The 24,004-nt window shown below is 73.0% G+C and carries 24 protein-coding genes and 1 pseudogene; 19 read left to right on the top strand and 6 right to left on the bottom strand.

Features of this window, described 5'->3' with window-relative positions; genetic code table 11:
* Window positions 1-30 precede the first annotated feature (30 nt).
* A pseudogene (locus tag OG799_RS23710) lies at window positions 31-936 on the top strand (lytic polysaccharide monooxygenase); the annotation flags it as partial.
* Here the strand turns inward: OG799_RS23710 and mgrA are convergent.
* A complete protein-coding gene (gene mgrA / locus OG799_RS23705) occupies window positions 893-1,882 on the bottom strand; it encodes an L-glyceraldehyde 3-phosphate reductase (protein ID WP_406037632.1) in 990 nt (329 codons plus the stop codon). The pseudogene OG799_RS23710 and the gene mgrA sit on opposite strands and share 44 nt — an antisense overlap.
* Window positions 1,883-2,002: 120 nt before the next feature.
* On the opposite strand from mgrA, the gene OG799_RS23700 reads away from it, so the two are divergent.
* The 7 genes from OG799_RS23700 to OG799_RS23670 all read left to right on the top strand — a co-directional run bounded on the left by OG799_RS23700 (window position 2,003) and on the right by OG799_RS23670 (window position 9,826).
* A complete protein-coding gene (locus OG799_RS23700; protein WP_406037630.1) occupies window positions 2,003-2,971 on the top strand; it encodes an aldo/keto reductase in 969 nt (322 codons plus the stop codon).
* A gap of 7 nt (window positions 2,972-2,978) precedes the next feature.
* Entirely contained in the window at window positions 2,979-3,476 is a 498-nt protein-coding gene (locus tag OG799_RS23695) for a hemerythrin domain-containing protein (protein WP_406037628.1), read from the top strand.
* A 132-nt stretch (window positions 3,477-3,608) separates the two neighbouring features.
* A complete protein-coding gene (locus tag OG799_RS23690; RefSeq protein ID WP_406037626.1) occupies window positions 3,609-4,607 on the top strand; it encodes a sensor histidine kinase in 999 nt (332 codons plus the stop codon).
* A 15-nt stretch (window positions 4,608-4,622) separates the two neighbouring features.
* A complete protein-coding gene (locus OG799_RS23685) occupies window positions 4,623-6,074 on the top strand; it encodes a magnesium chelatase (RefSeq protein WP_406037624.1) in 1,452 nt (483 codons plus the stop codon).
* A 2-nt stretch (window positions 6,075-6,076) separates the two neighbouring features.
* Complete coding sequence (locus tag OG799_RS23680) at window positions 6,077-8,029, top strand: vWA domain-containing protein (protein WP_406037622.1); 1,953 nt, start codon at window positions 6,077-6,079, stop codon at window positions 8,027-8,029.
* A 122-nt stretch (window positions 8,030-8,151) separates the two neighbouring features.
* Window positions 8,152-8,643 carry a hypothetical protein gene (locus OG799_RS23675; protein WP_406037620.1) on the top strand — a complete coding sequence of 164 codons (492 nt, stop codon included), beginning with the start codon at window positions 8,152-8,154 and terminating at the stop codon, window positions 8,641-8,643.
* Between the two features lie 13 nt (window positions 8,644-8,656).
* Entirely contained in the window at window positions 8,657-9,826 is a 1,170-nt protein-coding gene (locus OG799_RS23670; protein WP_406037618.1) for an FUSC family protein, read from the top strand.
* Window positions 9,827-9,951: 125 nt separating this feature from the next.
* Here OG799_RS23670 and OG799_RS23665 read toward each other — a convergent pair whose 3' ends face one another.
* Window positions 9,952-10,944: a GlxA family transcriptional regulator gene (locus OG799_RS23665; protein WP_406037616.1), complete on the bottom strand. Its 993-nt coding sequence runs from the start codon at window positions 10,942-10,944 to the stop codon at window positions 9,952-9,954.
* A 52-nt stretch (window positions 10,945-10,996) separates the two neighbouring features.
* Between OG799_RS23665 and OG799_RS23660 the strand changes: the two genes are divergently transcribed.
* Window positions 10,997-12,298 carry an MFS transporter gene (locus OG799_RS23660; protein WP_406037614.1) on the top strand — a complete coding sequence of 434 codons (1,302 nt, stop codon included), beginning with the start codon at window positions 10,997-10,999 and terminating at the stop codon, window positions 12,296-12,298.
* Window positions 12,299-12,337: 39 nt separating this feature from the next.
* Here OG799_RS23660 and OG799_RS23655 read toward each other — a convergent pair whose 3' ends face one another.
* Genes OG799_RS23655 through OG799_RS23645 form a run of 3 tightly spaced genes read right to left on the bottom strand, consistent with a single transcriptional unit; the run spans window position 12,338 to window position 13,921 of the window.
* Window positions 12,338-13,060: an RICIN domain-containing protein gene (locus OG799_RS23655; RefSeq protein ID WP_406037612.1), complete on the bottom strand. Its 723-nt coding sequence runs from the start codon at window positions 13,058-13,060 to the stop codon at window positions 12,338-12,340.
* Between the two features lie 59 nt (window positions 13,061-13,119).
* Window positions 13,120-13,404, bottom strand: a complete 285-nt coding sequence (locus tag OG799_RS23650; protein ID WP_406037610.1) for a DUF427 domain-containing protein — start codon at window positions 13,402-13,404, stop codon at window positions 13,120-13,122.
* A 46-nt stretch (window positions 13,405-13,450) separates the two neighbouring features.
* Window positions 13,451-13,921 carry an aminoacyl-tRNA deacylase gene (locus OG799_RS23645; RefSeq protein WP_406037608.1) on the bottom strand — a complete coding sequence of 157 codons (471 nt, stop codon included), beginning with the start codon at window positions 13,919-13,921 and terminating at the stop codon, window positions 13,451-13,453.
* A 93-nt stretch (window positions 13,922-14,014) separates the two neighbouring features.
* Between OG799_RS23645 and OG799_RS23640 the strand changes: the two genes are divergently transcribed.
* From OG799_RS23640 to OG799_RS23595, 10 genes are all read left to right on the top strand, one after another.
* Window positions 14,015-15,397, top strand: coding sequence for an FAD-binding oxidoreductase (locus OG799_RS23640; protein ID WP_406037606.1), 1,383 nt, complete (start codon window positions 14,015-14,017; stop codon window positions 15,395-15,397).
* The gene (locus OG799_RS23635; RefSeq protein WP_406037604.1) at window positions 15,394-16,737 is read left to right on the top strand and encodes a class I SAM-dependent methyltransferase; all 1,344 of its coding nucleotides are present in this window, start codon (window positions 15,394-15,396) and stop codon (window positions 16,735-16,737) included. Before OG799_RS23640 ends, OG799_RS23635 begins: the two co-directional genes overlap by 4 nt.
* Before the next feature lie 141 nt (window positions 16,738-16,878).
* Window positions 16,879-17,385 carry a SigE family RNA polymerase sigma factor gene (locus OG799_RS23630; RefSeq protein ID WP_406037602.1) on the top strand — a complete coding sequence of 169 codons (507 nt, stop codon included), beginning with the start codon at window positions 16,879-16,881 and terminating at the stop codon, window positions 17,383-17,385.
* Window positions 17,386-17,409: 24 nt separating this feature from the next.
* On the top strand, window positions 17,410-18,357 hold the full coding sequence (locus tag OG799_RS23625; RefSeq protein ID WP_406037600.1) for a hypothetical protein: 948 nt from the start codon (window positions 17,410-17,412) through the stop codon (window positions 18,355-18,357).
* A gap of 93 nt (window positions 18,358-18,450) precedes the next feature.
* The gene (locus OG799_RS23620) at window positions 18,451-19,011 is read left to right on the top strand and encodes a helix-turn-helix domain-containing protein (protein WP_130332100.1); all 561 of its coding nucleotides are present in this window, start codon (window positions 18,451-18,453) and stop codon (window positions 19,009-19,011) included.
* Complete coding sequence (locus OG799_RS23615; protein WP_406037598.1) at window positions 19,004-19,864, top strand: SRPBCC family protein; 861 nt, start codon at window positions 19,004-19,006, stop codon at window positions 19,862-19,864. Before OG799_RS23620 ends, OG799_RS23615 begins: the two co-directional genes overlap by 8 nt.
* A 256-nt stretch (window positions 19,865-20,120) precedes the next feature.
* Window positions 20,121-20,630: an RNA polymerase sigma factor gene (locus OG799_RS23610; RefSeq protein WP_406046381.1), complete on the top strand. Its 510-nt coding sequence runs from the start codon at window positions 20,121-20,123 to the stop codon at window positions 20,628-20,630.
* A 17-nt stretch (window positions 20,631-20,647) separates the two neighbouring features.
* Entirely contained in the window at window positions 20,648-21,916 is a 1,269-nt protein-coding gene (locus OG799_RS23605) for a hypothetical protein (RefSeq protein WP_406037596.1), read from the top strand.
* A gap of 88 nt (window positions 21,917-22,004) precedes the next feature.
* Window positions 22,005-22,286 (top strand): signal peptidase II, encoded by a 282-nt coding sequence (locus OG799_RS23600; RefSeq protein WP_406037594.1) that lies wholly within the window; start codon window positions 22,005-22,007, stop codon window positions 22,284-22,286.
* On the top strand, window positions 22,276-23,487 hold the full coding sequence (locus tag OG799_RS23595; protein WP_406037592.1) for a sodium:proton exchanger: 1,212 nt from the start codon (window positions 22,276-22,278) through the stop codon (window positions 23,485-23,487). Before OG799_RS23600 ends, OG799_RS23595 begins: the two co-directional genes overlap by 11 nt.
* On the opposite strand, the gene OG799_RS23590 is transcribed toward OG799_RS23595, so the two are convergent.
* Window positions 23,474-24,004: a hypothetical protein gene (locus OG799_RS23590; RefSeq protein ID WP_406037591.1), complete on the bottom strand. Its 531-nt coding sequence runs from the start codon at window positions 24,002-24,004 to the stop codon at window positions 23,474-23,476. The genes OG799_RS23595 and OG799_RS23590 overlap by 14 nt on opposite strands.

Genomic DNA, 24,004 nt, shown 5'->3' with positions numbered 1-24,004 from the left:
GCGGGACGCGACACAGAAAGAAAAGAGCAGCCCTGCCGCCGGTACGCGGTGGGATGGGGGGCCACCCGTGCCCCCGGTACGCGGCGGGGAGAAGGCCCGCAGCGCGCGAGCCGCATCCGGGTCGCCCGGATCGACGGCCGGGACCGGGAGCGGATCCCCGACGGGGAGCTGTGCAGCGGTGGGCTGTCCGCCTACCGGGGGCTGGACCTGCCGCGCGCCGACTGGCCGGCGACCACCCTCACCGCCGGCGGCCGTTACACCTTCCGGTACCGGACCACGATCCCGCACCGGGGCACGTTCCGGCTCTACGCCACCACCGCCTCCTACGACCCGAGCCGGCGGCTGACCTGGGCCGACCTCGAGACGCGGCCGTTCCTGACGGTCACCGACCCGCCGATCCGGGCCGGCGCGTACCAGCTGCCGGGGCGGCTGCCGTCGGGCCGCGGCGGCCGGCACCTGATCTACATCATCTGGCAGAACTCCGACACCCAGGACACCTACTACTCCTGCTCCGACGTGGTGTTCCGGTCGTCCTCCGACACCGCGCCCGGCGCCCGCGGCGGCCCCTCGGGCAGTCCGTCCACCGCAGCCGGGCGCACCGCCGCGCGTACCGTCCCACCGGCCGGCGCGTCGGGTGCCGGCGCCTCGGCGGCGGAGGCCGGGGTGCCGGTGGCCTCGGTGACCGACCTCGGCGGCGTCCGCTGGCCGCTGGTGGCCGGGGCCGCCGCGGTGGTCACCGTGCTGCGGGCCGCCACCGTCGGGATGCGGTTGCGGGGGGCCGGCGGTGTGCCGGCCGGCCGGCCCTGCGAGGTACGCAACCACCGCGCCGGCCGCCGCCGGATCTGGTGGTCCGGCGGCGACCGTCCGACCACCGACCGTGGCGGAACGCGGGTCAGCCCAGGTGGTGGTCGATCTCGGCCAGCTCCTCGGTGGTGAAGTCGAGGTTGTCCAGCGCGGCCACGTTCCCCTCCAACTGGGCGACGCTGCTCGCGCCGATGATCAGGCTGGTCATCCGCGGGTCGCGCAGCGCCCAGGCCAGCGCCAGCTGGGCCAGCGTCTGACCGCGCCGCTCGGCGATCGCGCCGAGCGCCCGGATGGTGGCCATCTTCTCCGCGCTCAGGTCGCTCTCGTTGAGAAAGACGCTGGTGCGTACCCGGGAGTCCTCGGGGATGCCGCCCAGGTAGCGGTCGGTGAGCAGGCCCTGCGCGAGCGGGCTGTACGCGATGCAGCCGGCGCCCACCTTCTCCAACGTGTCCAGCAGGCCGTCGTCCTCGGTCCAGCGGTTGAGCATCGAGTACGACGGCTGGTTGATCAGCAATGGCGTACCCAGGTCGCGCAGGATCGCGGCGGCCCGGGCGGTCTGCTCGGAGGTGTAGTTGGAGACGCCGACGTAGAGTGCCTTGCCGGAGCGGACGATCGCGTCCAGCGCGCCCATCGTCTCCTCCAGCGGGGTGTCCGGGTCGAACCGGTGGGAGTAGAAGACGTCGACGTAGTCCAGCCCCATCCGGCGCAAGGACTGGTCCAGCGAGGAGACCAGGTACTTGCGGGAGCCCCACTCGCCGTACGGGCCGGGCCACATCAGGTAGCCGGCCTTGCTGGAGACGACCAGCTCGTCCCGGTACGGCTTGAGGTCGGTGGCGAGCAGCCGGCCGAAGTTCTCCTCCGCCGAGCCCGGCGGCGGGCCGTAGTTGTTGGCCAGGTCGAAGTGGGTGATGCCGAGGTCGAAGGCGCGCCGGACGATGTCCCGCTGCCGCTCGAACGGCCGGTCCGGCCCGAAGTTGTGCCACAGCCCGAGCGAGATGGCGGGCAGCCGCAGCCCGCTGCGTCCGCTGCGCCGGTAGGTCATGGTGTCGTAGCGCTCATCGGCGGCAAGATAGGTCACGGATCATGAGCCTAGTCCTGCCGCCCCGCGCCCCCACCCCGCTTCCCGCCGACCGGGAGGCGGCCCGTCGCGGAAGCGGAACAGGCGTGCCGGCCAGCCCTGCCGGGTAGCTTCGAGGCCATGCGCTTCGTCCAGCTCGACACCCCCAAGCCGATCTCCAAGATCGGTCTCGGTACCTGGCAGTTCGGGTCGAAGGAGTGGGGCTACGGCCCCGACTACGAGCGCCGGAGCGTCGACATCGTTCGGCGGGCGCTCGACCTCGGCGTCACCCTCTTCGACACCGCCGAGCTGTACGGCTTCGGCCGCAGCGAACGCATCCTCGGCGCGGCGCTCGGCGACGACCGGGCCAAGGTCGTGGTGGCCAGCAAGGTCTTCCCGGTGCTGCCGATCGCCCCGGTGGTGCAGCAGCGCGCGGTCGCCTCCGCCGCCCGGCTCGGCGTCAGCAGCATCGACCTCTACCAGGTGCACCAGCCCAACCCGGTGGTCGCCGACACCACCACCATGCGCGGCATGCGGGCCCTCCAGGACGTCGGGCTGGTCGGCGAGGTCGGAGTCAGCAACTACAACCTGCGCCGCTGGCGGTTCGCCGAGGCCGCGCTGGGCCGCCGGGTGCTGAGCAACCAGGTCCGCTACAGCATGATCGACCGCGGCCCGGAGGCGGACCTGATCCCGTACGCGGAGCAGGCCGGCCGGCTCGTCATCGCGTACAGCCCGCTGGCGCAGGGCTTTCTCTCCGGCCGGTACGACGCGGAGAACCCGCCGAGCGGGGCGGTGCGCCGGGCCAACCCGTACTTCCTGCCGGAGAACCTGGAACGCGGTACCGCCCTGCTCGCGACGCTGCGCGAGGTGGCCGACGCCCACGACGCCACCCCCAGCCAGATCGCCCTGGCCTACCTGCTGCGCCACCCCAACGTGGTGGCCATCCCCGGCGCGTCCGGCGTGGAGCAGATGGAACGCAACGCGGCCGCCGCCGAGATCGACCTGGCCGACGACGAGTACGCCGCCCTGTCCACCGAGGCCCGACAGTTCCGCCCGATCACCGGGCTGGCCGCGGTGCCGAAGCTGATTCGTGCCCGTACCGGGAAGTGAGCCTGTCATGGACGACATCACCGCGCTGATCCTCGACGACCACGCCGCCTTCCGGCGCGGCTTCGCCCGGCTCGACGACGCCCGGGACGACGCCGAGCTGCTGGCGATCTGGGACGCGCTCGCGCTGCACCTGGACATCCACGCCGAGGCGGAGGAGACGATCCTCTACCCGCATCTGGTGAAGCACGGCGACGACGGCGAGGACGAGACCTCCGACGCGATCGGCGACCACAACAAGATCCGGGACGCGATCGCCGAGTCGAAGCGGCACCCGGTCGGCTCGGACGAGTGGTGGGCGGCCGTCTGGGACGCCCGCCGGGAGAACAGCGAGCACCTGGCCGAGGAGGAGGACGAGGCGCTGCCCGACTTCCGCCGGCATGCCAGCGCCGAGCTGCGGGCGGAGCTGGGGTCGCGCTGGCTGAAGTTCTACGGCGAGCACAGGAACGGCCGGAACCTGCGCTTCGCGGACAAGGATCCGGAGCAGTACGTCGACGAGCACCGCTGAGTGCTCCCCGCCCGTGGGCGGCGATCTCCCCGATCCGGGGGAGCCGGCAGGGCGGCCGTCGGCGGAGAATGACGGGGTGACTCCCCGGGCGTCCTCGCGCCGCTGGTCGGCGGCAGCACTTGGCGACGCGGCGTGTTCCTGCTGCTCGGCGGGGTGCTCGTGCTGGCGTACGCGCTGCTCGCGGCGGCCTTCGCCCAGCTGCTGGCCAACGACGACGTACCCCGGCCGGTGGGCGCGGGGCTGCTGCTGGTGGGCGCGGTGCTCGCGGCCGTACCGGTCTTCCTGGCCGGCAGCCGGACGCTGGAGATCGCCGCCGCGGGGGCGCTGCTCGCGGTCGACCTGCCGGAGCCGGCGGCGGGCTGGCGGATCGACCGGGAGACGCGGCTGCGGTCGGCGCTCTGGATCGCCCTGCACCTGGTCACCGGCGGGCTGGTGCTCTTCGCGGCGATCAGCGCGTTCCCCATGGCGCTGGTCTTCATCGCCCAGCAGTTCGGTGTCGACACCGGGCCGGTGGACGCCACCGCGTTCGGTCCATTGGCCGGTCGGGATCCGGGCTGGACGACGCTGACCGGGGTGCTGCTGCTGGTCGGGCTCGGGTACGCGGTGGCCGGGTTGGGCGCTCTCGCCGCGTCGATGGCGCCGGTGCTGCTCGGCCCGTCCCAGGGGGAGCGGCTCGCCGCCCTGGAGGCCCGGGCGACCCGGCTGGCCGAGCGCAACCGGCTCGCCCGCGAGCTGCACGACTCCGTCGGGCACGCGCTGACCGTGGCCACCCTCCAAGCCGGCGCCGCCCGGGAGCTGCTCGACACCGACCCGGAGTTCGCCCGCCGGGCGCTCACCGCGATCGAGGAGACCAGCCGGCACGCGATGGACGACCTGGACCATGTGCTCGGGCTGCTCCGGGAGACCGGGAGCGGGGCGCGGGCGCCGGCCGGCACCGCCCCGCAGCGCACCCTGACCGAGCTGGACCGGCTGGTCGCCGACACCATGGCCAGCGCGCCGATGCTGCTCTGGCCGTTCTGGGGGCCGGCGCTCGCCGCCGCCACCTTACGCCTACCACCTGCGCCGCCGGGGCGCCTGCCGGCGCTGCCAGCGGGGCTGACCGGCGATCGGCGGGAACGGGCAGAAACCTGAGCTAGCGTTGCTCGGGTGACTGCGCCCAACCAGGTTTCCCCGGTCCCGCCCGCCGACCTGCCCGGCACGCTCGGCGAGCTGCGGGCGTCCGGCCACGACTACCGCACGGTCAAGCAGGAGATCCGCGCCAACCTCCTCGCCCGGATGCGCTCCGGCGAGGACCGCTTCCCCGGCATCGTCGGATACGAGGACACCGTCCTGCCCGAGGTCGAGCGGGCCCTGCTCGCCGGCCACGACATGGTGCTGCTCGGCGAGCGCGGCCAGGGCAAGACCCGGCTGATCCGCTCGCTCGGCGCGCTGCTCGACGAGTGGACCCCCGTCATCCCCGGCTCGGTGCTCAACGAGCACCCGATGCACCCGCTCACCCCGGCGTCGGTGGCGCTGGTCGCCGAGGCCGGCGACGACCTGCCGGTCGGCTGGCTGCACCGCTCGATGCGGTACGGCGAGAAGCTGGCTACCCCGGACACCAGCGTCGGCGACCTGATCGGCGACGTCGACCCGATCCGGATCGCCCAGGGTCGCACCCTCGGCGACCCGGAGACCATCCACTTCGGACTGGTGCCGCGCACCAACCGCGGCATCTTCGCCGTCAACGAGCTGCCCGACCTGGCCGAACGCATCCAGGTGGCGCTGCTCAACGTGCTGGAGGAGCGGGACATCCAGGTCCGCGGCTACCAGCTGCGGCTGCCGCTGGACCTGCTCCTGGTGGCCAGCGCCAACCCGGAGGACTACACCAACCGGGGCCGGATCATCACCCCGCTCAAGGACCGCTTCGGCGCGGAGATCCGCACCCACTACCCGGTCGACCTGGAGCTGGAGCTGGCCCTGATCCGGCAGGAGGCCGACCTGGTCGCCGACGTGCCGGAGCACGTGCTGGAGGTGCTGGCCCGGTTCGCCCGCGCGGTCCGCGAGTCGCCGTCGGTGGACCCGCGCTCCGGCGTCTCCGCCCGGTTCGCCATCGCCGCCGCCGAGACGGTCGCCGCCGCCGCGCTGCGCCGCGCCGGCCTGCTCGCCGGTGCCGCTTCTGCTGACGTACGGGGCGAAGCGCCGGTCGCCCGGGTGGGCGACGCGGTCTCCGTCACCTCCACCCTGCGCGGCAAGGTCGAGTTCGAGAGCGGCGAGGAGGGGCGGGAGATCGAGGTGCTGGCGCACCTGCTGCGGACCGCCACCGCCGAGACGTTCCGGGCCCGGCTCGCCGGGCTGGACCTGTCCGGGTTCACCGGGCTGGTCGCCGAGGGCGCGGTGATCGAGACCGGGGAGCTGGTCTCCTCGGCCGAGCTGCTGCGCCAGGTCGGACCGGTGCCCGGGCTGGCCAAGGTGCTCGACCGGCTCGGGCTGGGCGACGCGCCCACCCCCGAGGAGGCCGCCGCCGGGATGGAGTTCGTCCTGGAGGGGCTGCACCTGACCCGTCGGCTCGGCAAGGACGTCACCGAGACCGGGCGGACCGTCTACGGCGGCCGGGGCTGACCATGGCCGGCAACCGGTTCCGGTACGGCCAGTGGCGCGGCGGGCCCGACCCGCTCGCCCCGCCGTACGACGTGCGCGAGGCGGTGGACGCGGTCGGCGCGGAGGTGCTGAACGGCGGCAGCCTCCGGGAGGCGCTGCGCGACCTGCTGCGGCGGGGCCCGCAGGGGCGGGGCGGCCTGGACGACCTGGCGGCCCGGGCCCGGCGGCTGCGCCGCGACGCGCTGCGCCGGGGTGACCTGGACGGGGCGGTGACCCGGGCCCGGGCCCTGCTCGACCAGGCCCTCGCCGCCGAGCGGGACGAGCTGCGTGGCCGCGACGGCGACGACGCCCGCTTCGCCGAGGCGGTGCTGGACAACCTGCCCAGCTCCACCGCCCGGGCGGTGGAGGAGCTGTCCGGCTACCAGTGGGCCAGCGACGAGGCCCGGCAGACGTACCAGCGGATCCTCGACGGCCTGCGCGGTGAGGTGCTGGAGCAGCGCTTCGCCGGGCTGCGGGACGCCGCCCGGGCCGCCGCCGACCCGGCCGCCCAGCGGCAGCTCGCCGAGATGATGCGGGATCTCAACGACCTGCTGGCCCGGCACGCCCGCGCCGAGGACACCACCGACGCGTTCGCCGAGTTCATGCGCCGGCACGGCGAGTTCTTCCCGGAGCAGCCGAAGGACGTCGACGAGCTGGTCGACGTGCTGGCCCGCCGGGCGGCGGCCGGGGAGCGGCTGATGCGGTCGCTGTCCGACCGGCAGCGGGAGGAGCTGGCCGGGCTGATGCGCCAGTCGCTCGGCGAGCAGCTCGCCGGTGAGCTCTCCGCGCTCGACGCCCACCTGCGGGCGCTGCGGCCCGACCTGAACTGGCAGCGCGGGGAGCGGGTCCGCGGTGACCAGCCGCTCGGCTACGGCGAGGCGACCGGGGCGCTCGGCGAGATCGCCGAGCTGGACGAGCTGCTGGACTCCCTCGACCAGGAGCACGCGGGCGCCACTCTGGACGACGTGGACGTCGACGCGGTGGCCCGGACGTTGGGCCGGGACGCCGCCGACGACGTACGCCGGCTGCGGGAGCTGGAGCGGGAGCTGCGCCGGCAGGGCTGGGTGAGCCGGGACTCCGACGGGCTGACCCTGAGCCCGAAGGCGCTGCGCCGGCTCGCCGGCACCGCGCTGCGCCGGGTCTTCGCCGACCTGACCGCCGGGCCGCGCGGCCAGCACGACCTGCGCTCGGCGGGCGCCGCGGGCGAGGTCAGCGGGGCCTCCCGCCAGTGGGAGTACGGCGACGAGCAGCCCCTCGACGTGGTCCGCACCCTCACCCGCGCGGTCCGCCGCGCCGGCCCCACCGTGCCGGTGCAGCTCGACGTCTCCGACTTCGAAGTGGTGGAGACCGAGCGGCGGGCGTCGGCGGCGGTGGCGCTCTGCGTCGACCTGTCGTACTCGATGATCTCGCAGGGGCGCTGGGGGCCGATGAAGCAGACGGCCCTCGCGCTGTCGCACCTGGTGGCGACCCGGTTCCCGCAGGACGCGTTGCAGATCATCGGCTTCGGCCGGGAGGCGCTGCCGCTGACCCAGCAGGAACTGGCGGCGGTCGAACCGGACCTGGAGCAGGGCACCAACCTCCAGCACGCGCTCCGGCTGGCCGGCCGGCACCTGCGCCGGCATCCGGGCGCCGAACCGGTGGTCCTGGTGGTCACCGACGGCGAGCCCACCGCGCACCTCGACCCGGAGGACGGGGAGGCCTACTTCCACTGGCCGCCGCTGCCGGAGACGATCGAGGCGACCATCCGCGAGGTGGACAAGCTCACCCGGTACGGCGCCAAGCTGAACCTGTTCATGCTCGGCGACGACCCGGGCCTGCGCCGCTTCGTCGACGCCGTGGCCCGCCGCTCCAAGGGCCGGATGTTCACCCCCGACCTCGACGACCTCGGCGAGTACGTGGTGAGCGACTACCTCCGCGCCCGCCACGGCCGTCGCTGACCCCGCCCCGCCCCCTCACCCCGCCGATCACGGAGTTGTGGTCGTGGGCGAATCCCCTCATCCGGGTGAAGCGGGCCCCATAACTCCCTGATCGGCGGGTGGGGGCGGGGTTGACTGCGGGGATGGAGAGCGGGGGGTTGCGGCGGGTCTATGACGAAGTGCTCGCGGAGGTGGACGCGGGCGGGTTCGGGGCGCCGGCCGAGGGGGAGCTGAGCGCGGAGCAGATCGTGGCGCACCTGGCCGCCAACGACGAGCTGCTCAGCGAGGCGACGGAGGCGGTGCTCGCCGGGTCGCCGTTCGCCTACTACGACCTGGAGACGATCCACCGGCCGCAGCTCGACGCGCTGGTCTCGGAGTGCGGGGGGCTGGACGCGCTCGCCACCCTGCTCCGGGCCACCAGCCAGAAGCTCTGCGTGCTGGTCGAACGGCTCGGCCCGGCGGCCGACACCCCGGTCGAGACCCACCTGAGCGAGGGCTTCGACCTGGACGTCGACGACTCCCTGCCCTGGGGGCGCACCCTCGACCTGCACACCCGCGTCCACCTGCCGATGCACCTGACCCAGCTCCGGGTGCTGCGGGACGGCGCGGCCCGCGCACCCGTGGCCGGGTCGTGAGCCGCCCGGCCCGGTGAGGCCGGCCCGCTGGCTCCCGGCCCGCCGGTCGGCGTTCGACATCCGCGGACCGGGCCTGTTGCGGCACCGGCTGCGGGTGGCCGCGCCGCTGATCGTCCAGGGCGGGCTGATGGCCGGCCTCGCGTGGTGGATCTCCCAGTCGCTCTTCGGCCACGGGACGCCGATCTTCGCCGCCACCGCCGCGCTGATCTGCATGACCGCCGGCATGGGCGGCCGGGCGCGGCAGGCCGTCGACCTGTTCGTCGGGGTGCTGGCCGGTGTCGTGGTCGGGGAGGTGGTGAGCGCGCTCCGCACCGGTAGCGATTTCTGGTTGATCGTGCCGGCGGTCGCCCTGGCCATGTCGATGGCGGCGCTCATCGACCCACGGCCGTTGACCTACATCCAGGCCGGCGCGGCCGTGCTGATCGTGGTGGCGGTGGGGGCGTCGAGTTCCCCGGTGGACTACCTGGTGGACGCCGCCGTCGGCGGTCTCGTCGGGCTCCTCGGCAGCCAGGTGTTGTTCACCCCCGACCCGGTGAAGCTGGTCGAGAGGCCCGTCCGGGAGATCCTGCGGGACACGGCGGACGCGCTGCGTACCGCGGCCGGCTCGCTGCGCCTTGGCTCGGTGGCGCAGGCGCGGGACGCCTGCGAGCATGCCCGGGACGCGCACGCCCGGCTCGGCGAGCTGTCCAGGGCCCGCGCCGCCGCCCGGCGGGTCGCCGGTCGCACGGTACGGGGCCGTCGGCGGGTGGCCCGGCTGCGGCAGGCCGACCGTCCGCTGGACGGCGTCGACGTGCTGGTCGCCGCCGTCCTGCTGCTCTGCGACGACGTGCAGGACCGACTGGCCCGGGCCGCGGCCCCGTCGAACCGGCCCCCAGCCCGGCTGCCTGACCCAACCGACCGGCCCGCCCGGGCCGACGCGCCGACCGCCCCGACCGACGAGCCCACCGCCCCGACCGACGAGCCCACCGCCCCGATCGACGAGCCCACCGCCCTGGCCGACGCGCTGACCGCCCTGGCCGACGGGGTGACCGAGCTGTCAGCCCGGCCGCTACCGGCCATGACAGCCGCGCTGACCGCCCCTCCCGACCACCATCGCCAAGCCGCCACCCCCGCCCCCCCCACCCCGCCCATCAACGTCCACCTCCATGACGCCCGCGCCGCCCTGACCCGCCTCCACCCCTGACCCGCCCCTCGCCCCCAACCTCGTCGATCTTGCAGTTTGTGCCCGGCCAAAAGCCGCGAACAGGTACATCGGAGAGACCCAAACTGCAAGATCGCAGGGGCAGGGGCAGGGGCAGGGGCCGGGGGTCAGGAGGTGTGGCGGAAGGCGCGGCGGTAGGTGGCGGGGGGTACGCCGAGGCGGTGGTGGAAATGCTGGCGCAGGGCGGCGGTGGTGCCGAAGCCGGCGTGGCGGGCCACCTGGTCGACGGTCAGGTCGGTGGTCTCCAGCAGCAGCCGGGCGTGCTCGGTGCGCTGCTGGAGCAGCCACTGCGCCGGGCTGAGCCCGGTCTCCGAGCGGAAGTGCCGGGTGAAGGTGCGTACGCTCATCCGGGCGTGCGCGGCCAGGTCGCGCAGCGCGACCGGCTCGTGCAGCCGTTGCCGGGCCCACTCCCTGGTCGCCGCCGTGCCGGTCGCCGCCGCCCGGGGGATCGGCCGCTCGATGTACTGGGCCTGCCCGCCGTCCCGCCACGGCGGCACCACGCAGCGCCGGGCCGCCCGGTTGGCCACCTCGCTGCCGTGGTCGGTGCGGATGACGTGCAGGCAGAGGTCGATGCCGGCGGCCACGCCGGCCGAGGTGAGCACCCCGTCGTCGATGAAGAGCACCTCCGGGTCCAGGTCGACGTCCGGGTGCAGCCGGCGGAACAGGCTGGCGTAGGCCCAGTGGGTGGTGGCCCGGCGGCCGTCGAGGAGCCCCGCGGCGGCGAGGACGAAGGCGCCGGTGCAGATCGACATGATCCGGGCGCCGCGCTGGTGGGCGGCCCGGAGCGCCGCCGCGACGTCCGGGTCGACGGTGCCGTCGGTCAGTGCGGACCCGCCGTGGACGCCGGGGACGATCACCGTGTCGGCGGTCTCGATCAGCTCCAGCCCGTGGTCGGGGAGGACCTGGAAGCCGGCGGTGCTGCGGACCGGCCGGCCGCCCGGGGTGCAGACGCCGACGGTGTAGAGCTGCGTCAGATCGCCGGTGCGGGCGGTGCCGAAGACCTGGGCGGGGGTGCCGAGATCGAGCCCGACCACCTGGTCGACGGCGAGCACCGCGATCCGGTGCGGGACGCGAGACGTCATGGCCCGATTATTGCGCATGATGGCTTTCCGGCCACTCGTCGCGCCGGTCGCCACCGCCGAGACTCGTACGGTGACCCGATTCCGCCGTCTCCATCCGGCCTGGGCCGTCGCCGCCGTCGCCTTCGTGGCGCTGGTCGGCGCGGCCGGCTTCCGCGCCACGCCCGGGGTGCTGCTGCACCCGCTGCACGCCGAGTTCCGCTGGCCGCTGGCCACCATCTCCGCCGCCGTCTCGGTCAACCTCATGCTGTACGGGCTGACCGCGCCCTTCGCCGCCGCGCTGATGGACCGCTTCGGCATCCGTCGGGTGGTCGCCGGCGCGCTGGTGCTGGTGGCGCTCGGCAGCGGGCTGACCGTGTTCATGACCGCGAGCTGGCAGCTGATCCTCTGCTGGGGCGTCCTCGTCGGGCTGGGCACCGGCTCGATGGCGCTGGCCTTCGTGGCGACCGTGACCGGGCGCTGGTTCGTCCGCCGACGCGGCCTGGTGACCGGGGTGCTGACCGCCGGCGGAGCCGCCGGGCAGCTGGTCTTCCTGCCGCTGGTGGCGGTGCTGGTCCGCGACCACGGGTGGCGGGTGGCGGCGCTGGTCGTCGCCGGGGCCGCGCTGGCGGTCGTACCGCTGGTGGTCTGGCTGCTGCGCGAGCACCCGGCGGATCTCGGGCTGCCGGCCTACGGCGCGACCGAGGTGACGCCCCCGGCGCCGCCGGCCGGCGGCGCGGCGGCCCGGGCGGTCGGCGCGCTGGCCGCCGCCGCGCGGACCCGGCCGTTCTGGCTGCTCGCCGGCGGCTTCGCGATCTGCGGCGCGACCACCAACGGCCTGGTCGGCACCCACTTCGTGCCGGCCGCGCACGACCACGGCCTGCCGGAGACGACCGCCGCCGGGCTGCTCGCCCTGGTCGGGCTCTTCGACATCGTCGGCACGGTGGCCTCCGGCTGGCTCACCGACCGGATGGACAGCCGGCTGCTGCTCGGCGTCTACTACGCGCTGCGGGGCGCCTCGCTGCTGGTGCTGCCCGGCCTCTTCGCCGGCACGGCCCGGCCGAGCATGCTGGTCTTCATCGTCTTCTACGGCCTGGACTGGGTGGCCACCGTGCCCCCGACGGTGGCGCTGTGCCGGGAGTACTTCGGCGCCTCCGGCGCGGTGGTGTTCGGCTGGGTCTTCGCCGCCCACCAGATCGGCGCGGCGGTCGCCGCCACCGCCGCCGGACTGGTCCGGGACCGGCTCGGCGACTACGCCCTGGCCTGGTACGTGGCCGGCGCCCTGTCGATCGGCGCGGCCGGGCTCTCGCTGCTGCTGCGCCGCCGGGGACCGGCGCCCGTGCCGTTCGCGGTGCCCGTCGCGGCGGGCGGCCGGGCGTGGAGCTTCCGCGGCTGAGGCGCCTCGCCGGGCCCGGCCCGCGACATCGGGAGCCGGTCAGCCGACCGTCCACTGCTGCTCGGTCGCGCCCGTGCAGGGGGCCTGTTCGAGCTGGTCACCGGCCTCGGTGCCGGCGTCTTCGACCTGGGCGCACTTGCCGCTGTGCACGGCGACCAGCAGCACCGGGCCGGCTCCGGCCGGGGCGAGCCGCCACTGCTGGTTGGGCTGGCCGTTGCAGGACCACTGCTGCACGTCCGCGCCGTCGTCGGTGCGCTGCCCGTCGACGTCCAGGCACTTGCCGCTGGCCGCGTTGGTCAGGGTGAACACGTCGGCGGCGACCGCGGTGGCCACCCACTGCTGCTCAGGGCCGCCGGTGCAGTCGGCCAGTTGTGCGTCCGCCCCTTCGGGGTCGTCTTCGGTCACCCCGACGCAGCGGCCGGAGGCGGCGGCCCGGAACACCTTGGGGCCCGCGGCCGGCGCCGGCGGGGTGGTCGCCGCGGCGGTGGGTGACGGCGCGGCCTCGGTGGTCGGCGCCGCCCCGGTGGTCGGCGCCGCCCCGGCCGGCCCGTCGGCCGGCAGGGTGGGCGCGGCCGCCGCGGGCAGCACCGGCTCCTCGGCGCCGCCGCCGAGCACGCCGGTGGCGAAGAACGCCCCCAGCAGTACGCCCACCAGCGCCACCCCCAGCGCGATCCGCATCAGCGGGTCCCGCGGCAGGCCGGGGCGGGCCGTGGGACGCGCCCCGTACACGGTGCCGGGCGGGTCGGTGCGTGGGTCGGACATGGGAGGCATCCTGACCCACCGCGACCGTCGATGGCCAGCCGCCCCGGCGGCGGGGTGACTCAGTCGACGACCCGGACGTCCTTCCAGAAGGCCACCCGGTCGCGCACCATCGCCGCGTCCGGCTTCGGGTCCGGGTAGTACCAGACCGCGTCGGCGCTGGTCTTCCCGTCGTGCTCGAGGGTGTAGTACGACGCGGTGCCCTTCCACGGGCAGACGGTGTGGGTGGCGGAGTCGCGGATCAGGTCGTCGCGCAGCGCCGCGCGGGGGAAGTAGTGGTTGCCCTCGACCACCACGGTGTCGTCACTCTCGGCGATGATCAGGTCGTTCCAGACGGCTTTCGGCATTGCCCCACGCTATGTCGCCGCCACGGCGGCGGCCAGCGGTCGGCGCTCAGCGGGCGGGTTCCGGATCGGTGACGTCGGCGACGGTGGCGGCCAGCGCCGTGACGGCGGCGTCGGCGTCCACCGCGACGGACACTCCGTGCGCGCCGGCGCCGAGGGTGATCTCCCGGCCGCGCAGCCGCTCGTCGGCGACGACCGGCCAGGCGGTGGTCGAGCCGAACGGGGTGATGGTGCCGCGCTCGTACCCGGTGGCGGCCCGGGCGGCCTCGGCGTCCGGCATGGACAGCCGGCTCACCCCGAGCAGGGCGCGCAGCTTGGGCCAGGAGACGACCCGGTCGCCGGGGGTGAGGACGAAGAGATGGTCGTCCTCGCCTCGGCGTACCACGATCGTCTTGACCACGTCGGGGACCGCGACGCCGCGGGCGGCGGCGGCCTCGGCGAGGCTGCGGACCGGGCCGTGCCGGATCACCCGGTACGGCAGGCCGGCGGCGTCGAGGGCGGCGAGCGCGGGGGACGGCATGCCCGCCACGGTAACCCGGCGGCCCATCGCGGTACGCGAAATGGCCACCGTGGACATCCCACGGAACTGGCCGGACAGGCGTAATGTGATCTCATGCACGCTGTCCGTGATCATGAGCGGGCGGTGGACACGCTGCGGCGCTCGTACGCCGCGGTGCCCGCCGGTGAGCCAGTTCGGCTGGCCAAGCGCACTTCCAACCTGTTCCGCCCGAGGTCGGCGCCCCGCGTCCCGGGCCTGGACGTCAGTGGCCTGACCGGCGTGCTGGGCGTCGACCCGACCGCCCGCACGGCTGACGTGCAGGGCATGTGCACCTACGAGGACCTGGTCGACGCGGCCCTGCCGCACGGGCTGATGCCGCTGGTCGTGCCGCAGTTGCGCACGATCACCCTGGGCGGTGCGGTGACCGGGCTGGGCATCGAGTCCACCTCGTTCCGCAACGGGCTGCCGCACGAGTCGGTGCTCGAGCTGGACGTCCTCACCGGGGCGGGTGAGATCCTCACCGTCCGGCCGCAGGGCGAGCACGCCGACCTGTTCCGGGCCTTCCCCAACTCGCTGGGCAGCCTCGGCTACGCCACCCGGCTGCGCATCGAGCTGCAACCCGTCCGCCGGTACGTGGCGCTGCGCAACATCCGGTTCAGCCGGCTGGAGGAGCTGACCGACGCGATCCGCGACGTGGTCGCCAAGGGCGAGTGGGCCGGCGAGCCGGTCGACGCGATGGACGGGGTGATGTTCAGCCCCGGCGAGGCGTACCTGGTGCTGGGGACGTTCACCGATGAGGCGGAGCGGCCCAGCGACTACACCGGCCAGGACATCTACTACCGCTCGCTGCGCCGGCGCACCCGGGACACCCTCACCACGTACGACTATCTGTGGCGCTGGGACACCGACTGGTTCTGGTGTTCGGCGGCGTTCGGGGTGCAGCACCCGGTGGTCCGCCGGCTCTGGCCGGCACGGTACCGGCGCAGCGACTTCTACCACCGGCTGGTCCGGTTGGAGCACCGCCACCAGGTGGCCGCCCGGGTGGACCGCTGGCGTGGCCGGCCGGCCCGGGAGCGGGTGGTGCAGGACGTGGAGATCCCGCTCGACGGCACCGCCGACTTCCTCCGCTGGTTCGCCCGGGACGTCGGGATGAACCCGGTCTGGCTCTGCCCGCTGCGGCTGCGCGAGCCGGCCGGCCCCGGATCGGCAAGGGCCTGGCCGCTGTATCCCCTCCAGCCGGGCGAAACCTATGTGAACATCGGCTTCTGGGGAAGCGTGCCGATCGCCGAGGGCGCCGCCGACGGCGACGTCAACCGGGCGATCGAGCGCGCGGTGTCGGAGTCGGGCGGGCACAAGTCGCTCTACTCGGACGCGTACTACGACCGCGCGGCGTTCGACCGGCTCTACGGCGGCGAGACCTGGCACGCGGTGAAGGACCGTTACGACCCGGATCACCGGCTCACCGGACTCTACGAAAAGGCGGTAGCAAGGCAATGAGCCTGATCGACCGTGAACAGGGGGCGGCGAACGCCCCGTCCAGCCCGCCGGCGGGAGGCCGGCCTACGGGACCGACCGTGGCGGACGTGGTCCGCGCGGTGACCACCGGCGCGCTGCCGGTCCGCGTCACCGGGTATGACGGCAGCGCCGTCGGCCCCGCCGACGCCGGGATCACCCTGTCGATCCGCTCCGAGCGGGGCCTGTCGTACCTGCTGACCGCCCCGGGTGACCTGGGCATGGCCCGGGCGTACGTGAGCGGCGACCTGGGGCTGGACGGCGTCCACCCGGGCGACCCGTACGAGGCGCTGCGGGTGCTCAAGGACGAGATGCCGCTGCGCCTGCCCCCGGTGGCGGAGGCACTGACCCTGGTGAAGGGGCTGGGCTGGGAGCGGCTGATGCCGCCGCCGCCCCCGCCGCAGGAGGCCGCGCCGCGCTGGAAGCGGGTGATGAACGGGCTGCGGCACTCCCGCACCCGGGACAGCACCGCGATCTCCCACCACTACGACGTCTCGAACGCCTTCTACGAGAAGGTGCTCGGCCCGTCGATGACGTACACCTGCGCGGTCTTCCGCAGCCCGGACGACACCCTGGAGCAGGCGCAGCAGGCGAAGTACGACCTGGTGGCGAACAAGCTGGCGCTGAAGCCGGGGATGCGGCTGCTCGACGTCGGCTGCGGCTGGGGCGGCATGGTCCGGCACGCGGCCCGGGAGTACGGCGTCAAGGCGCTCGGGGTGACCCTGTCCCGGGAGCAGGCGCAGTGGGCGCAGGCGGCGATCGAGCGGGAGGGGCTGGGCGAGCTGGCCGAGGTGCGGCACCTGGACTACCGGGATGCTCCGCGCGAGCAGTTCGACGCGATCTCGTCGATCGGGCTGACCGAGCACATCGGGGTGCGCAACTACCCGGCCTACTTCGGCTTCCTGCGGAACCGGCTGCGGCCGGGCGGGCGGCTGCTCAACCACTGCATCACCCGGGCGGACAACCGGGCCCCGCACCGCTCCGGCGCGTTCATCGACCGGTACGTCTTCCCAGACGGCGAGCTGGCCGGGCCGGGTCGGCTGATCAGCGAGATCCACGACGCCGGGCTGGAGGTGCACCACGAGGAGAACCTGCGGCAGCACTACGCGCTTACCCTGGCGGGCTGGTGCCGCAACCTGGTGGAGCACTGGGACTTCTGCGTCGGCGAGGTGGGGCCGGGCACCGCCCGGGTGTGGGGGCTCTACATGGCCGGCTCGCGGATGGCGTTCGAGCGTAACGGCATCCAGCTGCACCAGGTGCTGGCCACCCACAACGGCCCCGACGGCGTGAACGGCTACCCGTTGCGCCCCGACTGGACGCCCTGACGGCTGCCCGTCACGAGAGGCCGCGCGATCCGCGCGGCCTTTCGTCGTCGTCGGGCCCGACGCGGTCCGGATATTGGTCGGGTCGGTCAGTCAACCTTCGGGCGGTACCCGTCGTCCTTGGTGGGGACGAAAGGAGAGCCGGTGCGGCGGAAGAAACGCTTCGAGGGGCTGGACGTCCTCGTCGCCGAGCGCGGCGGTGCGCTACTCGCGACGGCGGTACTGCTGACCGGTAGCCGGGTCGCCGGGGAGGACCTGTTGCAGGCGGCGCTGGAGCGGCTGATGCGGAACTGGAGCCGGGTGCACGGCGACAAGGAGGGATATCTGCGTCGCACGCTGTACCACCTCGCGGTGGACCGGTGGCGGCTCCGCAGGCGCCGGCCGGAGGTGCTGACCGAGGTCGAGCCGGCGAGCCAGGCGGACGGTACCGAGGCGCTGCACATCCGGCAGGCACTCACCCAGGCGCTGGCCATGCTGCCGCCGCGACAGCGGGCCGTGCTGGTGCTCCGGTACTGGGAGCAGCTCAGCGAAGCGGAAGCCGCCGAGACGCTCGGCTGCTCGGTGGGCACGGTCAAGTCGACCGCCTCCCGGGGCCTGGCCCGGCTGCGCGAGCTCACCGCGGGCTGGGCGATCGAAGACGCACGGGTATGAGAAGACGGGGAATGGAGCGGGTAGATGACCACTGACCTTGAGGAGCAGCTGGCCGCCGGTATGCGTGACGAGGTCGCCGGCCTGGCGCTCACCCGTGACGTACTGGGGGATGCCACACGACGCCACCGGCGGCGCACCACCCTGCACCGCACCGCGTACGCGGTCGGCGTGGTCGGCGTGGTCGGGGCGCTGGCCGCGACCCTCACCGTCGGCGCCGGTGCTCCCGGCGGCACCACCGGCTCGCGCGGGCCGGTTGCCGAGCGGCCCGCGGTGGCGAGCGCCGACACGCCGCAGATGCGGCTCGCCGCCGCCGCGGCGGCCAGCGAGAACATCAGCTACCGGGTGAAGGTCACCACCACTTCGAAGGACAAGCTCGCCAAGCCCGGGGAGCTGCCCGAGCCGGTGAGCGAGCGTTGGGTCACCAAGGGTGCCTTCGATCCGGCGACGGCCACCGGCTACCTGGATTCGCCGTACGAGGGGCAGCTGCGTCCCGCCATCGTGGCGGGCTTCGAGCACGAGCGCCTGATCGACGGCGTCCGGTACGTCGGGGCCTCGAACGCCTCGGTGGGCAGCAGGGGCGAGATCGTGTGGAGCCGCGAGGAGGGGAAGCGGGACAAGCTCGACTACGACATGGCGATGGGCGGCGGCCTGGGGGCTTCTGCGAGCCCGGAGGGGCTGCTCCGGATGTTGCGCCAGGCCGGTGCCACGGTCACGGAGAAGGCCGACGGCGTCTACCACTTCGAGGTCACGGTGAAGGATCTTCCCGAGATCCTCGCCGACACCTTCGTCGGCGAGGTGACGGTCGGCGCGGACAACCGGATCGCGAAGGTGGCCTATACGCGGGAGGCACGGGCGAACGTCCACGGTAGACACTTCACGTACCACCTTGAGGTGGTCATCGAGCTGTCCGACTACGGCATGCCGGTGAAGGTCGAGGTGCCGCCCGTCGTCAGCACGATACCGGCCAGGTAGCGAGCGCCGTCGCCACGAAAGGCCGCGCCACCCGCGCGGCCCTTCGTAGATTCCATTGACAAACAGATTTTGTACGTACAAACTGATTTTGCCATGAGAGACGTCCTGTACCTGGAAGAGCGCGAGCAGGCCGAGGTCCTGCTCAAGCCGCAGCGCATCGAGGTGCTGCGGCAACTGGCCGAGCCGCGCACCTGCACCGAGGTCGCCGCCCTGCTGGAGCAGACCCCGCAGCGGGTCTACTACCACGTCAAGCAGCTCGCGGCGGCCGGCCTGGTCGAGCAGGTCTCCACCCGCAAGGTGCGCGGCATCAGCGAGGGCATCTACCAGGCCGCCGCCCGGTCGTACTGGCTCTCGCCCCGGCTGGTCGGCCGGATCGGCGGGCTGCGCCGGGCCCGGGACGAGCTGAGCCTGGGCTACCTGCTCGACCTCATGGAGGAAGTTCAGGCCGACGTGGCGGCGCTCGACCGCACCGCACCCGAGCTGCCGTCGATCGGCGTCTCCGGCGAGATCCGGGTGCCGGCCGAGCGGCGCCAGGAGTTCCTGCACGACCTGCAGTCGACGCTGCGGGACCTGTTCACGCGCTACGGGGGCGCCGAGGGGGACGCCTTCAAGCTCGCCGTGGCCTGCTACCCGAAAGGCGACAACCATGAGTGACCTGCTGACCGTGCGGGCCCGCCTGGCCGCGCCGGCCGAGGCCGTCCGCCACGCCCTGACCGACCCGGCCGAGCTGCGCGTCTGGCTGGCCGAGCACGCCGAGGTCGAGCTGCCCCGGCGGTACGCGTTCTGGGGCCGCTTCACCCCGGAGGGCGACGCGCCGCAGCAGCGGCTGCTCCACGTCGACGAGCACATACTGCGCTTCGCCTGGCCCCTCGACGGGGTGGAGACCACCACCGAGTTCGAGCTGACCCCCGAGGGGGAGACCACCGTCCTCACCCTGCGGCAGAGCCACTTCGACTTCGCCGAGGCGATGAGCGGCAGCAGCATCCGCGGTGTTTTGCAGACCTTCTGGGCGCTGGGGATCGCCAACCTGGCCGCCCGCCTGGAGGGCCGGCCGCTGCTGCCCCGCACCGACTTCACCTCCGCCGACCTGCGTGGCGAGCTGACCATCGCCGCGTCGATGGACCGGGTGTGGCAGTCGCTGACCGACTCCGAGCAGGCCAGCGCCTGGTTCGGCTACCCGATCGGCATCGAGCCCTGGGTCGGCGGCCGGTACGCCATGGGCGGCTTCGAGTCCGGGTACGCGGCCAAGATTGTCGACCTGGAGCCGGGCCGGAAGCTCTCCGTCGACTGGGGACCGACCGGGATCAGCACCTGGGAGCTGGCCGAGTCCGCCGGGAAGACCAAGCTGACCTTCGTGCAGAGCGGCTTCGACGAGGGCAACCCGCCGTACGCGGCCTGGAGCGGTTCGGTGGCCGGCCTGGCCGAACTGCGCCGCTACCACGAGATGGCGGACTGGCAGCCGATCTGGCTCTCCGTCGAGATGCCGACGGCTGACGCGACCAGCTGACTACGGATCAGCAGGTTAGGGGTTCGAGTCCCTTCGGGCGCGCATTCGTGAACAGGAAAAGTGCTAGGGGCCGGTCGCTTGCGACCGGCCCTGACAGCAACCGGTGACAGCAACGTCACTTTTCGTGCTCCTCATCGAGCAGGCCGCCCAGCTCTGGTCCCCGGAAAAGATCTACGCAACCGACGGGAGTGCCCGCACGTGTTCGTGTTGCCCGCCCACGAGGGTGGCACCACGGGAGGAAGGAAACGTGACCGCAGTGATGACCGCAGCCGCGGCCGCACCTCGAGCCTCGACAACAGACGACCAGCGCGATTTCGACGAATTTTATGCGGCAAAATTCGACGTCCTCAGGTCGCAGCTCTACGCATACCTGGGTGACCGAGCAGAGGCACAGGACCTGGTCCAAGAGGCATTCTGCCGCGCCTACACCAGATGGGCCAGGATCAGGAAATACGAAGACCCCTATGCCTGGGTGCGCCGGGTCGCATGGAATCTCGCCACCAGTAGGCTCCGGCGACAAAAGACGTCCGCGACATTCCTGCGCCGCCAGCGTGAAGAACATCACGACGGCCCGTCGCCGGATCGTGTCGCCCTGGTCGCGGCCTTATCCAAGATACCGCCGAAGCTTCGCAAGGCCGTGGTCCTGCACTACCTGGGCCAGTTGTCCGTCGCGGAAATCGCTGTGCAGGAAGACGTGCCCGAGGGCACCGTAAAAAGTTGGCTCAGCCGCGGGAGAACCGCCCTCGCTGAGCACCTCCAGGGATGACCGGAAAGGAAAATCTTATGTCTGACAACTTGGACACCCTCATTCAGGGCGCATTCACCGAATTCGACGCTGCTGAGCGATCCTCCTACCTGCCTGCGCCGGGTGCCCCCGCGGTCCGCCACAAGGTGGCGTTCCGGCGGAGAGTCCGCCTCACGGCATTCAGCGTGGCCGGTGCGTTGCTGATCGCCGTGCCGATCGCGGCCTACGCCACCAGTCCACGGGGCAACAACTCGCCACCCAATGCGATCGGATCCGCCAGCCCCGCCGAACCGGCCAGTCCGACTCCGTCGCTCGCCCCGTCGTCGGCTCCAGCATCGTCGGCTCCAGCGTCGTCGGCCGATGTGCGCAATGCCACCCTCGACCTCCCAGCGTTCCCGGGCGTGGAAGACGGGTGCAAGGCGAAGGGGACGAGGAAATTTGTCAACGGTACGACGACGCCCGCGGAGGGCGTGAAACTGGTCATCGGGGAGTTGGCTCCCATCATGGCCGACCTCGATGGCGTGCCAGGCGACGAGGAACTCACCACCATTCGTTGCCAGAACGATGGGTCGCTGAACGTCACCCAGCTGCTGGCGCTGAAGGTCGCCTCGGACGGCGCACTGACACCGTTGGGTTACGTGGTCAACTCGGCGGACACCCCCAACGTGGCCGCGACGTTCTCCCGCGAGGCCATCACGGTCGATAACGGCGTCGTCCGGCTCGCCGTCTATGGCCCGTACCAGACCAACGGGTGGCCGCCCTGTGACCGACAGGTGCGGGGCTACGCGTTCCGGAATGGCGCCTTCCGTCAGGTGAACGGTCCGACCACCTTCCAGAAGCCATCCAAGAACTTCCACGAGGTCGACTTCCGCAACACCGGCCTCCTCATGGGCCGCGGGAACCCCGACGGGTCCGGCCAGGTTTACTGCGTGCCGATGGTGAATGGGGCCGGCGAAGCCGACCTGTACAACAACGGCGACGCCAACAAGGGCACGACCCACTACACAATCAGAATCGGCGCCGTTTCCTTCGTCAACGCCAGCGACGGCGAAGCGACGTTCGCCATCCTCACGTTGCGGTCCCCCAGCGGCGAGATGTCGCAGACCCTGCAATCCTTCCAGCAGGATGGGGACTACCCGCTCGGCTGGGAGGTTCTCCGGTCGGGCGTCAACGGAGTCACCCGTATCGAGAAGGCGGAAGTCAGCGGGGGCATCGTGCAGGTGACCGTCACGACCACCAGCGGAAAGCAGGTGTGGTCATACCGTCCCTCCGCCACAAACCAGAGCTGGCAACGAGTCAGCTCATAGAAGGTCAGGGGTTCGAGTCCCTTCGGGCACGCCCGGCAACCAGGGCCGTGACCAGCGGAAACGCGGTCACGGCCCTGGTGTTTCCGGGATGTGGGCGGCGGAGCCCGGTAACTGGGTGGCCTTGGGGCTCATCGCCGGCAGCGCGGCCGGCAATCTGGCCGACCGGCTCGTCCGCGCCGCAGGGGTGGGCCATCGTGAGGTCGTGGACTTCCTGAATCTCGACTGGTGGCCGACGTTCAATCGCGCCGACAGCGCCCCGGTCCGCGGCGTCGCCGTTTCGGTACTGCTGAGCCTGCGCAACGGGCCGCTCACCGCCGCTCCGTCCGTGGCAGGCGACGCGGCCCACCTCGCCGACCGCGATGGGCGCTGAGATCGAGACCACCGTCACCGGTCGGGGCGCCGGGGCTCGTATCGCCCTCGCGGTCGCGGTCGCCGCCCCGGCAGTGATCATGCGGCTGGCCGGGGTGGAGTTGGCGCCGGTGGCGGCGGTGGCGGTTTTCGGCGGCGCCGTGCTCGCCTCGGTGGCGCTGCTGATGTGGGCCTCGGAGGCCGCGCGGGTGGACATCTCCGGCAGTCTCGCGCTGGCCATCCTGGCGTTGATGGCGATCCTGCCCGAGTATGCGGTGGACATCTTCTTCGCCTACACCGCCGGTCACGACCCGGCCTACGCCGCCTACGCCACGGCGAACATGACCGGCGCGAACCGGCTGCTCATCGGGGTGGCCTGGCCGCTGCTGGTCGTCTTCGCGATCGTGGCGGTACGCCGCCGCGGCGTCCGCGGCGAACGCAACGCCGTGACCTTGCAGGCACACCGCCGTACCGAGATCGTGTTCCTCGCCGTCTCCACCATCTACGCCCTGGTCCTACCGCTGACCGGCCGGCTGGCCTGGTACGACGCGCTGGTGCTTGGTGGGCTGTTCGCTGCCTACCTGTGGCGGATCCGCGGCAAGGGGGAAGCCGAGGAAGAACTGGCCGGCGTGGCCGCCACCATCGCTGTTCAGCCGACCACCCGCCGGCGTGGCCTGGTCGCCGCGCTGTTCGTCGCCGCCGGGATGATCATCCTGGTCGCCACCGAACCCTTCGGCGACGCCCTCGTCGGCGCGGGCGCCGACCTGGGCATTGACGAGTTCCTGCTCGTCCAGTGGCTGGCCCCGATCGCCTCCGAAGCGCCCGAGGTCATCGTCGCGATCACGTTCGCCCTACGCGGACGCGCCGACGACGGCATGGGCGCACTGCTGGCCGCGAAACTCAACCAATGGACCCTGCTGATCGCCTGCCTGCCGGTCGCCTACTACCTCGGCGGCGGAGAGTTCGCCGGGTTGCCGCTGGACGCCCGGCAGACCGCGGAACTTGTGCTCACCACCGCCCAGACGCTGCTCGGCGTGGCCGTCCTGACCGACCTGCGACTGATCCGCGGTGAAGCCGCCCTGCTGTTCGGCCTGTTCGCCGTCCAGTTCGTGCTGCCCGCACCGAACATCCGCTACGTCATCGCCGTCGCCTACACCGTGCTGGCCATCGTGCTGCTCATCCGGCAGCGTCGCCACGTCCCCGAGCTGATCAAGTCCCTGTGACACCGGTCGTGTGTCGCGGCGCCGCGCGATGGACTCGCCCCCCCAATGCTGCGCGCACCTGGCCGTACGTTGACAGCACCAGGGTGGAGACGCCCCAGAGGGCGATGACCCAACTCGTCGGTGGAGCCCAGGCCGAGAGCCATCCCGCACTGTCCGCCGCGCTCAGCGGAGCACGCGGCTGCCTCCCTGGCAGGGCCAGCGCAGCGAAGCCGGCGGCCGCGAGGCCGCACAGCACCGGCACCACGGCGCGTCGGAACACGACCGCCGTGAGGAGGGCCGTTGCCAGCCACAGCGATGCCCCGGACAGGACAGCGGCGGTGGTGGTGGCGCGGTCGGTCGGAGAGGGTTGCTCGCCGAAGAACGGTGCGGAGGCCACGACGGCCACGTACAGAGACCATCCGGCGCCGGGCTGTGCCAGGATCAGCAGGAACCAAGCCCACGCCCCGTGGCTCCGGCGGGGTGCGGAGGACGGTACGACGGCACCGTCGTGCTGCTCGCCATCGGCTGCGCTGGTCAT

Origin of the sequence: Micromonospora sp. NBC_00898 (assembly GCF_045207895.1) — a bacterium.
Classification (GTDB): Bacteria; Actinomycetota; Actinomycetes; order Mycobacteriales; family Micromonosporaceae; genus Micromonospora.
This window is presented reverse-complemented; position numbering and strand designations above follow the sequence as displayed.

Excerpts from the sequence above, each read along its gene's own strand:
- OG799_RS23655 (WP_406037612.1), bottom strand. The coding sequence starts at position 13,060 with ATGTCCGACCCACGCACCGACCCGCCCGGCACCGTGTACGGGGCGCGT.
- OG799_RS23650 (WP_406037610.1), bottom strand. The coding sequence starts at position 13,404 with ATGCCGAAAGCCGTCTGGAACGACCTGATCATCGCCGAGAGTGACGAC.
- OG799_RS23625 (WP_406037600.1), top strand. The coding sequence starts at position 17,410 with ATGACCACTGACCTTGAGGAGCAGCTGGCCGCCGGTATGCGTGACGAG.
- OG799_RS23635 (WP_406037604.1), top strand. The coding sequence starts at position 15,394 with ATGAGCCTGATCGACCGTGAACAGGGGGCGGCGAACGCCCCGTCCAGC.
- OG799_RS23595 (WP_406037592.1), top strand. The coding sequence starts at position 22,276 with ATGGGCGCTGAGATCGAGACCACCGTCACCGGTCGGGGCGCCGGGGCT.
- OG799_RS23645 (WP_406037608.1), bottom strand. The coding sequence starts at position 13,921 with ATGCCGTCCCCCGCGCTCGCCGCCCTCGACGCCGCCGGCCTGCCGTAC.
- OG799_RS23700 (WP_406037630.1), top strand. The coding sequence starts at position 2,003 with ATGCGCTTCGTCCAGCTCGACACCCCCAAGCCGATCTCCAAGATCGGT.
- OG799_RS23695 (WP_406037628.1), top strand. The coding sequence starts at position 2,979 with ATGGACGACATCACCGCGCTGATCCTCGACGACCACGCCGCCTTCCGG.
- OG799_RS23615 (WP_406037598.1), top strand. The coding sequence starts at position 19,004 with ATGAGTGACCTGCTGACCGTGCGGGCCCGCCTGGCCGCGCCGGCCGAG.
- OG799_RS23590 (WP_406037591.1), bottom strand. The coding sequence starts at position 24,004 with ATGACCAGCGCAGCCGATGGCGAGCAGCACGACGGTGCCGTCGTACCG.
- OG799_RS23680 (WP_406037622.1), top strand. The coding sequence starts at position 6,077 with ATGGCCGGCAACCGGTTCCGGTACGGCCAGTGGCGCGGCGGGCCCGAC.
- OG799_RS23675 (WP_406037620.1), top strand. The coding sequence starts at position 8,152 with ATGGAGAGCGGGGGGTTGCGGCGGGTCTATGACGAAGTGCTCGCGGAG.
- OG799_RS23620 (WP_130332100.1), top strand. The coding sequence starts at position 18,451 with ATGAGAGACGTCCTGTACCTGGAAGAGCGCGAGCAGGCCGAGGTCCTG.
- OG799_RS23600 (WP_406037594.1), top strand. The coding sequence starts at position 22,005 with ATGTGGGCGGCGGAGCCCGGTAACTGGGTGGCCTTGGGGCTCATCGCC.
- OG799_RS23665 (WP_406037616.1), bottom strand. The coding sequence starts at position 10,944 with ATGCGCAATAATCGGGCCATGACGTCTCGCGTCCCGCACCGGATCGCG.
- OG799_RS23640 (WP_406037606.1), top strand. The coding sequence starts at position 14,015 with ATGCACGCTGTCCGTGATCATGAGCGGGCGGTGGACACGCTGCGGCGC.
- OG799_RS23605 (WP_406037596.1), top strand. The coding sequence starts at position 20,648 with ATGTCTGACAACTTGGACACCCTCATTCAGGGCGCATTCACCGAATTC.